This is a genomic window from Pseudomonas sp. GL_139_B (assembly GCF_057834475.1).
In genome coordinates, this window is record NZ_CM174403.1 from 4,788,840 (window position 1) to 4,800,992 (window position 12,153).

General features: G+C 58.2%; 8 protein-coding genes. 1 reads left to right on the plus strand and 7 read right to left on the minus strand.

The genetic code is table 11. The features are described 5' to 3' along the window. Nucleotides 1-107 precede the first annotated feature (107 nt). Nucleotides 108-1,328 (minus strand): aspartate aminotransferase family protein, encoded by a 1,221-nt coding sequence (locus tag AC3ISI_RS21920; protein WP_489333763.1) that lies wholly within the window; start codon nucleotides 1,326-1,328, stop codon nucleotides 108-110. Nucleotides 1,329-1,614: 286 nt separating this feature from the next. On the opposite strand from AC3ISI_RS21920, the gene AC3ISI_RS21925 reads away from it, so the two are divergent. After that, complete coding sequence (locus tag AC3ISI_RS21925; RefSeq protein WP_489333764.1) at nucleotides 1,615-6,459, plus strand: dermonecrotic toxin domain-containing protein; 4,845 nt, start codon at nucleotides 1,615-1,617, stop codon at nucleotides 6,457-6,459. A gap of 1 nt (nucleotide 6,460) precedes the next feature. Here the strand turns inward: AC3ISI_RS21925 and argR are convergent, their stop codons facing one another. The 6 genes from argR to AC3ISI_RS21955 all read right to left on the minus strand — a co-directional run bounded on the left by argR (nucleotide 6,461) and on the right by AC3ISI_RS21955 (nucleotide 11,714). Beyond that, the gene (gene argR, locus AC3ISI_RS21930) at nucleotides 6,461-7,441 is read right to left on the minus strand and encodes a transcriptional regulator ArgR (protein ID WP_489333766.1); all 981 of its coding nucleotides are present in this window, start codon (nucleotides 7,439-7,441) and stop codon (nucleotides 6,461-6,463) included. A gap of 113 nt (nucleotides 7,442-7,554) precedes the next feature. Continuing rightward, nucleotides 7,555-8,319, minus strand: coding sequence for an ABC transporter ATP-binding protein (locus AC3ISI_RS21935; protein WP_489333767.1), 765 nt, complete (start codon nucleotides 8,317-8,319; stop codon nucleotides 7,555-7,557). Between the two features lie 27 nt (nucleotides 8,320-8,346). After that, on the minus strand, nucleotides 8,347-9,459 hold the full coding sequence (locus AC3ISI_RS21940) for a M14 family metallopeptidase (RefSeq protein ID WP_489333768.1): 1,113 nt from the start codon (nucleotides 9,457-9,459) through the stop codon (nucleotides 8,347-8,349). A 1-nt stretch (nucleotide 9,460) separates the two neighbouring features. Then, on the minus strand, nucleotides 9,461-10,159 hold the full coding sequence (locus AC3ISI_RS21945; RefSeq protein ID WP_489333769.1) for an ABC transporter permease: 699 nt from the start codon (nucleotides 10,157-10,159) through the stop codon (nucleotides 9,461-9,463). Next, the gene (locus AC3ISI_RS21950; protein ID WP_027923922.1) at nucleotides 10,156-10,845 is read right to left on the minus strand and encodes an ABC transporter permease; all 690 of its coding nucleotides are present in this window, start codon (nucleotides 10,843-10,845) and stop codon (nucleotides 10,156-10,158) included. Before AC3ISI_RS21950 ends, AC3ISI_RS21945 begins: the two co-directional genes overlap by 4 nt. A gap of 92 nt (nucleotides 10,846-10,937) precedes the next feature. Next, nucleotides 10,938-11,714 (minus strand): ABC transporter substrate-binding protein, encoded by a 777-nt coding sequence (locus tag AC3ISI_RS21955; RefSeq protein ID WP_489333770.1) that lies wholly within the window; start codon nucleotides 11,712-11,714, stop codon nucleotides 10,938-10,940. Nucleotides 11,715-12,153: the final 439 nt, after the last annotated feature.

A 12,153-nucleotide genomic window follows, 5' to 3' on the forward strand; every position in this document is an offset into this window, starting at 1 on the left:
GCGGTGGCTGACACGCCCACTTCGCGGGCAAGCCTCGCTCCTACAGGAGAGCGGGTCTGGCATAAAAATTGGTTCGACGCCTGAATGATCAGGCGTCGAAGGGCCTATCAGGCTTGCGTCAGTTTTGCAGCTGCACGTTCGAAGCGGTCCAGACCGGCATCGATATCGGCGTCTTCAACCACCAGGCTTGGCGCGAAGCGAATCACGTCCGGGCCGGCTTGCAGAATCATCAGGCCTTCACGTTCGGCGGCGTTGAAGATGTCTTTTGCCTTGCCCTTCCACGCCTCGCTCAGCACGCAACCGATTAGCAGACCAAGGCCACGGACCTGAGTGAACAGGCCGTACTTCTCGCCGATCTGCTCCAGGCGCGCCTTGAACTTGTCGTGCTTGGCGTTGACGCCGGCCAGCACTTCAGGGGTGTTGATCACGTCGATCACAGCTTCAGCGACAGCGCACGCCAGCGGGTTACCGCCATAGGTAGTGCCGTGAGTACCGACAACCAGGTGTTTGGCCAGGTCTTCGGTGGTCAGCATGGCTGCGATCGGGAAACCACCGCCCAGGCTCTTGGCACTGGTCAGGATGTCCGGAGTCACGCCGTAATGCTGATAGGCGAACAGCTTGCCGCTGCGGCCCATGCCGGTTTGCACTTCGTCGAACACCAACAGCGCGTTGTGCTCGCTGCACAGTTCGCGGGCGCCTTGCAGGTAAGCCAGTTCGGCCGGCAATACGCCGCCTTCGCCCTGGATCGGTTCCAGCACCACCGCGCAGGTCTTGTCGGAAATGGCCGCTTTCAAAGCCGCCAGATCGTTGTACGGCACGTGGGTGATGCCGGTGATTTTCGGACCGAAACCGTCGGAGTACTTCGACTGGCCACCGACGTTCACGGTGAACAGGGTACGGCCGTGGAAGCTGTTCAGCGCGGCGATGATTTCGTACTTCTCGCTGCCGTAACGGTCGAAGGCGACGCGACGGGCCAGCTTGAATGCGGCCTCGTTGGCTTCGGCACCGGAGTTACAGAAGAACACGCGCTCGGCAAAAGTGGCGTCGATCAGCTTATGTGCCAGGCGCAGCGCCGGCTCATTGGTGAACACGTTGGACACGTGCCACAGCTTGTTCGCTTGTTCGGTCAAGGCACCGACCAGCGCAGGGTGTGCGTGGCCCAATACGTTAACGGCAATCCCGCCGGCGAAGTCGATCAGCTCGCGGCCAGACTGGTCCCAGACGCGGGAACCGGCACCACGCACAGGGATGAAAGCGGCAGGCGCGTAGTTGGGAACCATTACCTGGTCGAAATCGGCGCGTTGTACCGCAGCGTGCTCAACGGACATCGGAGTCTCCTGAAGAGGAACACTCGCCTGAAACTGGCGAGCTTGGTGAGGATTGTAAGGACAGTTTTCAGCCCGGCCTTGCCGCCAAGCGACAACTTCTTATAGCGCAAACCCCGGTTTCAGCCGGGTTTACGGCAATGCGACATATAGCGTCGCAAAGGCGCAGTTTAAACCGCCGGCACAGGTTATAGGCAGGCTTGATGAACAGTGCGGTAAATATGTACCGCACGCGGTGCATCGTCGTCTGTTTTGCTTGAGCTCAAACCAAACGCTAAGGGACTAGCGCATGAATCAAGACGATTTTGAGCTCGGTACGCAACCGGACACCCACTTCCATCACATTTACCAAAACCTGCCTGCGTGGGTACTGGAGTCATCGGCCGAGACACGTAACGCGCTGAAGAACGCCAACCTTGAAAAGCCTCAATGGCACGACACCGCTACACACCTGCAACATCAAGCGTTGAAAACCTCAACCCAGACACACTGGACCCATCGAAATCGTTTGGGCTCGAAGCTGGCAAGGCTGCAAAACGCTCGGGATTTTGCCGAGTCGATTCTGGCCCCGGCCCTGAAAACCCGATTCGAGCTGGAAGTGGACGTCAAAACCACCTTTCTGCGGCTGTATATCCCTCAGACCACGCCGTGGTTTTCAATCAAGACAGGCGCCGCCCGCACCTGGACGGTATCGCTGCTCGATGCCGCGCTACACAACTTTCAAGAGTCAGAGACCGAGGCAGAGGCTTACGAGCCCGCCTCAACCTTCATCACCGCACCGTCACCCACAGGCCAATTCGAGACCCTTGCGGACGTCTCACGGAAAATCACGGTTCAGGGTTTTACCCGGTTGTGCCGGGAGCTGGACATCGGTGGCAAGTACCACGTCTATCTCAAAGACAATCTGGGGTTGACCAACCCGGTGGCCGGCGCCACTTTGAAACCGCAAGTCTTCAGTACGAATAAAGCCGCTCTGCGGTCGGCATTGCAACTGGCCCACGCGCGCCAGGATATTCAAGACGACGCCTACAACGCGATCGCTCGTATGCTGACGGGCCAGGCAGCGATACCACTGGATGGTTATCCCCTCCAGTGTCACGACCTGACGATGATGTCTTCATCGCTGACCGGCATCGTCATCTTTGGCGTCAATTCTGGCCGGGCAACGAAGGCAACCCGCATCATTGCCTACATTCCGGATGATCCGGAGCATCCGCTCAAGCAGTACCCCGATACCGTGGCGTTCATGACCGAACTGACCCGCAAGCTTCGCTCGCCGACGTATCAAACATTCTTTAGCCGCTTCGTCGATCACGCCGCACGGGGGCACTTTTTCGCCGATCTCAACAGCCGCCTGCAAACCGTTACCTGGCATCAACACGCTCACGGCGACCCGTTGCCGAGCTGGCGCGAAACGCCCATCGACAAGCCCAATCTGCAATTTTCGATGGCACCGTTCAGAGCGAGCCTGTGGAATCACCTGTACCAGCGACAACTGAACAAAATCATCAACGACGCGAGCACACTCGCCGTTTCCACCGCTCGTGCCGATCAAACTGCGCGATGGGCACTGTGGGACGCGTTCAGCAAAATCGCCTCCACGATCCTTGAAGTGGCGACGTTCGTTGCCCTGCCCTTTGTGCCGTTTCTGGGTGAGTTGATGCTGGCCTATATGGCCTACCAGCTACTCGACGAGACCTTTGAAGGGATCACTGACTGGGCGCAAGGGCTGAAAAAAGAAGCGTTCGAGCACCTGATCGGCATCGTCGAAACGGCGGTGCAAGTGGGAACCTTCGCGGTGGGCGGCGCGATCGCCGCCGGCACCTTCAGTCGCCTCCTATCCCGCGAAACGACGGCACTTATTGCGCCACTAAAACCCGTACCCACACCAGCGGGCAAAACCAAATACTGGAGGCCGGATCTGGCGCCGTACGAACAAACCATCGAACTGCCGGCAGAGAAAAACCCCGATCTCCTGGGCCTGTACCGCCACGAGGGCAAAACGCTTCTGCCTCTTGAAGGAAAGCTGTATGCCGTACGGCCAACTCGCGATACCGGTCAGTTTCAGATTGAACACCCAAGCCGCGTCGACAGTTATAAGCCATCATTGCAGCACAACGGTCATGGCGCCTGGCAAACAGAACTGGAACAACCCCTTCATTGGGACCGGGAAACCGTCATGCGGCGTCTTGGGCGCAGTGTCGAACGGTTCTCCAGTGTCGAGCGAGAGCAGATTCTGCGAATCAGCGGTTTTCACGACAACGTGCTGCGAGAAACCCATGTCGAAAACCATCGCCCGCCATCGCTGCTGACCGACACGATCAAGCGTTTCAGGATCGACCGGGATATTCAGACGTTTATCGAACAGATTGGCAGCGACCAACCTGAGCAATACCGCAAGGCTGATCCGCTCATGCAACATCAGTTGCTGACCCGGTTCGACTCATGGCCTGTCGATACCGCCCTGTCGGAACCGGGAGCCCAGACACAAGCTTTTCGAAAGCAGACCGCGGACATCGCCCGAAACTACCGCAAGTCGCTGTTCGAGCTTCGCTATCGCGAACAGGAAAAGACTGCAGATCTGCCGACCCAACAGCTGCTTGCCGACTTTGAGGGATTACCCACCGATATCGCTCTGGAGCTGGCGAGCAATGCGTCGGGCAACGAACTGAGGCAATTGCACAACGGAACCACACCTCAGCGCCTGAAAGACGTCGCAAGAAAAGCTCTGGAGGCTGTGCGCGCATCCCGAGCGTATGAAGGGCTTTTCTCTGATGCCCTGGCGACTGCAGACACCCACACCCTGGCTTTGCACAGTCTGGATTTGCTACCCGAATGGCCTGCCAACGTGCGCATCGAGGTGCGGGACTTTGTCCATAACGGGATCATGCGCGACAGCATTGGCCCCGTCGACGCATCGATTCGAAAAACGCTGGTGCGCAACGAAGAGGGCATTTACCAGGTGCTGGATGACAGCCAAACGCCGCTGTTCTCTGGCGACTTTTATCAGGCCCTCCTTCAGACGCTGCCGGATAAAGAGCGCACCACACTGGGCTTTTCCGTCGGGGAAGGACAAATGCTCAAACGGCGCATTGCCGCACAGGCTCTGGACCGCCCACAGCTTCGTGCACTCTTTGCGAAAAACCCTCATCGAAAACCCTTCTATGATCCAACGACCATGCGCCTGCCCGGAGGTGTGGAAGGTTACCCGCGCATTGGTCCCGCAGCTCCAACGCTCAACGATAGGGTGCGCGAGGTTTACCCAAGCCTCTCCGTGGACGAAATCCAGTCCATGGTCCTCATGCTGCAGCGTCACCCCAGTGGCGCCCGCGTAGAACTTTCAAGACTGACAAACGAGTTGGCCCGTCTGCACCAGGATCTGGGGCGCTGGATAAACGACGCACCGACCGTCCACCCGCAAACCCGACTAGCACTGAGCGATCTGGACCGCGAGGTCGCGCGCCGTAATCGCACTCAGCTTGCCCAGGAAATCCAGCGCAGTTGGCGCCGCCAGTCCGAGCACGATTTCGATGCGCCCGATGGCAGCGAGCAGTATGTACTGAGGTTTGCAGAGCCGATCCTGGGCGACTTGCCGACACTGACCGCCGACTTCAATCATGTGTCGCTGCTTTCTCTGGAAGGCAATCATGCTGCGCAGGGTGTATCGGAGTTCCTGAACCGATTTAGTGGGCTTCGCCGCCTGGAACTACGCCGTTTCGCCTTGACCACCCTCCCCGAGGCCATCACCCGAATGCCGAACCTCGATGCGCTGGTGTTAAGTAATTGCGGGATCAGGATGAACACTGCCACGTGGTCGAAACTGACTGCTTTGAACAAACTGGTCATGCTGGACCTGTACAAAAACCCGTTCGAAATCGTACCTCGCATCGACTCGATGAACGAGCTGGTTCACCTTGATCTAAGCGATACCCATCTGACCACCATCCCGACCGGAACCCTGCAGCATCCAAAACTCGATACCCTCTTGCTGATGAACAACAAGATCGGTGAGTTGCCCGTCGAGTTGTTCGAGAGTCCGCTGTACGAAAAACGCGGTGTGCACCTTACGCACAACCCGATTTCCAACCGCTCACGGGAACTTGTCAAACAACATCACTTCGAAAGCGCTTATGACATGGGCGTCTACGCACCCGAGGCGGATATTGATCGCGTCAGGACGCTGTACCCAGGCATGGAAGTCGAGCAAGCGAGTGAATTTGTCTACGAGTTGCCGGGCACTCTGGAGGATGGCCGGGCAGAACTGGCGCGCCTGGAAGAGGAGCTGACACGCTTGAGAACCGATTTGTCCGCATGGACCGCCGACCTCCCGGCCCGACACCCGCTGACGGGCCAGCCTTTCAGCGCCGCCGAACTCTTTGCCGAACAAGTCAACCGCGAAGAGTTCAAGCAAACGCTGGAGCAATGCTGGCAGCACGAATCCGAACAGGATGATTTCAACGACGGTATAACGCCCACCTACGAACTGACTACCCGCTCGGTCATCAACGGACAATTACCCACACTGAATGCAGACTTCGGTCATGTTTCAGCGCTGGATATTCGAAGTGCCGATGGCGCGACCTCTATCGGTCGCTTCCTGGAGTCCTTCCCTAACCTCAAAAGCCTGAGGCTGCGCGATTGCACGCTGGGCAACGTTCCAGATGCCGTGTTCAACATGGGCCAATTACGATCCCTTTCACTTCCTGCTTGCCGCATCAGACTGTCAGCAGAATCGGCAAACGCATTGGCCGGAATGGAACAGCTCGACTACCTCGACCTGGGCTCCAACCCGTTGGGACAAAACGTTGATCTCAGCCAGATGAAGGACCTGGCGACCCTCCTGCTTGATAACACCGGCATCACCGAAATACCAAACGGCCTGCTGCAACTGACTGATCTGGACTGGGTAGACCTGAGCACCAATGCGATCACCGAAATGCCCAGCGACTTGATGGAACTGCCAGTGGAAACGGCAGAAAACATTACGTTGCGAGGCAACCCGTTATCGGAGGAAAGCCTGTTACGGCTGATCAGTTACTACGAACGTACAGGAGCAGATTTCGGCGTGGACGAAGTCATCAATCGAGGTGAAATGGAAATTTCCACCTCTGAGGGTTCCGAGATCGACGAGTAACTCAGCCGCGCTCGGGCGGCACTGACGATAATTCGAACGGGCTGCTGCTGCGCCGCTGGTTGCGATCTTCCCGCGGCGTGGCGCCGAAGAAATTACGGTAGGCGCTGGAGAAGTGCGGCCCCGATGAGAAGCCACACGACAGGCCGATCTGGATGATCGACTTGCTGGTTTGCATCAACATTTGCCGGGCCTTGTTCAGGCGTAACTCCAGGTAGTACTGGCTCGGCACACGATTGAGGTATTGCTTGAAGATCCGCTCCAACTGCCGACGGGACACGCACACATGCTGGGCGATTTCGTCGGTGGTCAGCGGTTCTTCGATGTTGGCTTCCATCAGCAACACCGCCTGGGTGAGCTTCGGATGGCTGGAACCGAGGCGATTTTGCAGCGGAATGCGTTGACGCTCGCCGCCTTCGCGGATGCGTTCAACCACCAGTTCTTCGGACACGGCGCCAGCGAGTTCGGCGCCGTGATCACGGGCCAATACAGCCAACAGCAAGTCGAGTACCGACAGGCCGCCACACGCGGTCAGGCGATCGCGATCCCAATCGAACAAATGACTGGTGGCGATGACTTTCGGAAAGCGTTCGGCGAAATCGTCCTGCCAGCGCCAATGCACGGCAGCGCGATAGCCGTCGAGCAAACCCAATTGCGCCAGCGGGTAGACACCGGCCGACAAACCGCCAATCACACAACCGGCCCGCACCAGTTGTTTCAACGCACTGCTGAGCGCCGGCGCGAGTGTGGTCGGAGGCTCATCGGCGAGCAGAAACAGCTTCTGAAAGTTTTCGAGCTTGCCAGCCCACGGCTCACCGGGCAATTGCCAGGCGCCTTCGGTCGGCGGTTCGGCCTGCAAAAACGACAGTTCGTAAACCACGTCCGGGTGCACACGCTGGGCAACACGCAAGGCCTCCTCAGCCAGCGCAAGCGTCAGTGCTTTAGTGCTGGGCCAAATCAGGAAACCAATTCGATGGGCAGTCATGGCGGGCAATCCGAAACAAGAACAGTGTTAGAAGCCGAAAGCGGCTGCAACCAAATTAGACCATCTGGCGCACGGTGCGCAGCATGACCTAATTTGGTGCGTAACGGGAGCGATTACTTCAGGCTGCCCGAGAGGAATTGTTGCAGACGTTCGGACTGGGGATTGACCAGCACCTCACGCGGGTTGCCACTTTCTTCAACGACACCTTTGTGCAGGAACACCAACTGGTTCGACACTTCACGGGCAAAGCCCATTTCGTGCGTCACCACCACCATGGTCCGGCCTTCCTGAGCCAGAGCCTGCATGACTTTCAGCACGTCGCCGACCAGTTCCGGGTCGAGTGCCGAGGTCGGTTCGTCGAACAGCATCACCTCAGGTTCCATCGCCAGCGCACGGGCAATCGCCACGCGCTGCTGCTCGCCGCCGGACATGTGGCCCGGGTAGGCGTCTTTGCGGTGACCCACGCCTACTTTGTTCAGATAGTGCTCGGCCTTGTCTCGGGCTTCGGCCTTGGACATGCCCAGCACGTGAACCGGCGCTTCCATGATGTTTTCCAACGCAGTCATGTGCGACCACAGGTTGAAATGCTGGAACACCATCGACAGGCGCGAACGCATACGCTGCAGCTGTTTCGGGTCGGCCGCCTTCAGCGCGCCGTCCTTGTTGGCGACCAGTTTCAGCTCTTCATTGTTGAGCAGAATCTTGCCCGCGTGCGGCTGCTCCAGCAGGTTGATGCAGCGCAGGAAGGTACTTTTGCCGGAGCCACTGGAGCCGATGATGCTGATCACATCGCCAGCCGCCGCTTTCAGGGACACGCCCTTGAGCACTTCGTGACTGCCATAGCGTTTATGCAGGTCTTGGACTTCAAGTTTGTACATGCGGTCGGTTCTCACAAAAACAGTCAGTCAGTCGTTGAGCAAGCGCCCGTGACGCAGCGCTTCGCGCCCCGCCACCTTGGCCAGCCAGAAACCGGGTTGGGCATAACGCAGCCGTTCAATGGCAAACAGCACCCCGGACGTACCAGCACACACCGTGCTGACCCGATCCGACAACGGATCGATCACTTCAAAAATCTCGTCACCGGCTTCGATCCACTCACCGGGTTTACGCAGAAAACTCACCACACCAGGGTGCGGTGCAAACAGCAATTCTGTGCCTTCAAACGGCAAGCCTTCGCACGCTTCTTGCGCAGGTTTTGGCCATTCGCCGCTGATCAAGCCTTGCTCGGCGAGGTACGCCAGAATGCCTTCGGCGTGAGCCTCAGACTCAAGTCGACCGGTATCGGCCTGACCACCTAATTCAATGGTAGTCGCCAGGCAGGCCAACGGAATCTGTGCATCAGGGAAAAGACGCGACAGACGCAACCACGGCAGCGAGCAGGCTTCGTCGAAGGAACTGCCGCCGGAATCTTCCGCCAGCAGACCGACCCTCACATTCAAATGCGCGGCCAGCGAACGCCACTGCGGCCAGTGCTGCGGTAAGGCGTACATGTGCAGCGCCGCTTCGGCATCGCAGTGCAAATCCAGCACAACATCGGCGGTGCAAGCGTGGCTGAGCAAGATGCGCTGCATGCCTTGCAACTGACTCGCGGCCGGCGGCAATGCAGCGAACGCATCGCTCATGGCCTGGCGGATCAAACGGATGTTGGCGTGCGGATCATCACCGAGACGCCCTGCCAGCGCAGACGCAACCGGCGCGCTCAACTCGACGAAATCGCGGTTGAAATTCTTGCCGCTACCCGCCTCGAAACGTCCTTGATGATTACCCTGCAACAGTTGCCCTAGGCCCAGTGGATTGGCCACCGGCACCAATTCGATCACACCGTTGAGCAAGCCTTGGGCTTCGAGCTCGGCCAGGCGCTTTTTCAGCTCCCAGGCCGTGCGCATCCCCGGCAGTTCGTCGGCGTGCAGGCTGGCCTGGATATAGGCCTTGCGTTCGCCAGTGCCGAAACGGAATACCGAAATCTGGCGTTCGCTGCCCAGGTGGCTCCACGGCAATGCATGATCGATGCGTTCCATATCAGTGCTTCCGCGGGGCCAGGTAGCCCAGCCAGCGGCGCTCGGCCATTTTGAACAGTTTCACCAGAATGAAGGTCAGGCACAGGTAGAACACGCCAGCCGTGATGTACGCCTCGAACGGCAGGTAGAACTGGGCGTTGACCGTGCGCGCGGCACCGGTGATGTCGATCAGGGTCACGATTGACGCCAGACTGGTAGTCTGCAGCATCATGATCACTTCGTTGCTGTACTGCGGCAGCGCCCGGCGCAGGGCCGATGGCAACAGGATGCGCTTGTACATTTTGTAGCGCGACATGCCCATGGCCTTGGCCGCTTCGATCTCGCCGTTCGGCGTGGCACGCAGGCTGCCGGCGATGATTTCAGCGGTGTAGGCGCTGGTGTTGATCGCAAAGGCCAGGCACGCACAGAACGTTGCGCTGGACAGCCACGGCCAGAGGAAACTTTCACGTACCGCTTCGAATTGCGCCAACCCGTAGTAGATCAAAAACAGCTGCACCAGCATCGGCGTGCCGCGGATCACGTAGGTGTAGAGCCACGCCGTCATGTTGACGGCCGCGTTCTTCGAGACGCGCATCAGGCCCAATGGCAATGCGCACAGCAGGCCGAAAAACAGCGACAGCGCGAGCAATTTGAGGGTAGTCACCAAGCCGCCGAGGTACAGCGGCAAAGCCTCCCAAATGACGTTGTAGTCGAAGATCATAGATCAGCCGCCCTTACGCCTACCGAGTAGCGCTTCTCAAGGTGACGCAATGCCAGCAACGAGACACTGGTGATTACCAGGTACATCGCTGCCACTGCGAGGAAGAAGGTGAAAGGCTCGCGGGTGGCATCTGCCGCCTGCTTGGCCTTGAACATCATGTCTTGCAGCCCCACCACGGAAATCAGCGCAGTAGCTTTGGTCAATACCAGCCAGTTATTGGTAAAGCCCGGAATCGCCAGGCGAATCATCTGCGGCACCAATACCCGGAAGAACACCTGAAAACTGCTCATGCCGTACGCCATGCCCGCTTCTGCCTGCCCCTTCGGGATCGCCATGAAGGCGCCGCGGAAGGTTTCCGACAGGTACGCACCGAAGATGAAACCCAGGGTGCCGATACCGGCGGCCAGCGGGTTCAGGTCGATGTAATCGTTAAAGCCCAGCAGCGGTGCGACGCGGTTGAGCAGGTCCTGGCCGCCGTAGAAAATCAGCAGGATCAGCACCAGATCGGGAATACCGCGGATCACCGTGGAATACAGATCGCCCAGCCAGGCCAGCCAGCGAATCGGCGACAGACGCAGCGCAACGCCGATCAGCCCCAGAACGATGGCCAGGACCATGGACGACAAGGCGAGCTGAAGCGTCAGCCATGCGCCATCGAGGATGACAGCCCCGTAGCCTTTCAACATGATTCAGGTCCTCGAAAGTTGGGATGAAAAAATGGCGCAAACCTCAGAGATCCTGTTGCTTGCGCCATTTCGGACTTTTCGTTACGACGTATTTACTTGCCGTAAATGTCGAAGTCGAAGTACTTGTCCTGGATTTGCTTGTACTTGCCGTTCTCACGAATGGCGGCGATGGCAGCGTTGAGTTTGTCCAGATCGGCCTTGTCGTCCTTGCGAACTGCGATACCCACGCCGTCGCCGAAGTATTTGACGTCGGTGAACGCTGGACCTACGAACGCGAAACCTTTGCCGGAGTCGGTTTTCAAGAAGCCGTCGTTCAACAGCGTAGCGTCTGCCACGGTGCCATCGAGGCGGCCAGCGGCCACGTCGAGGTAAATTTCGTTCTGCGAACCGTAAGGCTTGACCTCGGCACCCAGCGGGGCCAGGACTTCACGGGCGAAACGCTCGTGGATCGAACCACGTTGCACGCCGATGTTCTTGCCCTTCAATTCAGTCAGGCCTTCGCTGACTTGAGTGCCGGCCTTCATGACCAGGCGAGCCGGGGTGTTGTAGTACTTGTTGGTGAAGTCGACAGACTTCTTGCGGTCTTCAGTGATCGACATGGACGACAGGATCGCGTCGATCTTGCGCACTTTGAGTGCCGGGATCAAACCGTCGAACTCTTGCTCGACCCACACACACTTGACCTGCATCTGCTCGCACAGGGCGTTGCCGATGTCGTAGTCGAAACCCACGATGCTGCCGTCCGGCGCTTTGGATGCAAACGGAGGGTAAGCCGCTTCGATGCCAATTTTCAGAGGCTTTTCATCGGCGAAGGTTGGCAGGGACAGCACGGACAGTGCCAGGGCGCCAAGCAGCACGAGTTTCTTCATCTTTGGGACTCCATCGGTAAAGGGCAAAAACGGCAGAGTGAGCGACAGCCCAATATGCGAGTGAGTACAACCACAAAGCGATGCAGCGCTGTAGGAATCGCGCGCTTTTTTCAACGCGAGCCACAACGAGCGAGTGATCGGCATTCTAACGACAGGCCCGAAGTCGATATTTCTTCAATGCGACAACTAATTACAGAAGCACCGAGAAAGCCGCTTGAGCGCGTTGACACTCCTGCAAAATCATGCAAGAGCAAAAGACAGTGAACCGATCCATGTTGCAAATTGCGGGCCTATTATTGGCAAAGCCAGCAAATCCGGCAAGCTTGGCGTTATGTCTTATTTTTCATAGGGTGCTGAGGAGGCGCGGGAATGGGGTTTGGCGTTTCCCAATGCCCCGGATTGGCGCGAGCGGTTACACATTCAGTTACTTGAAGGGGGA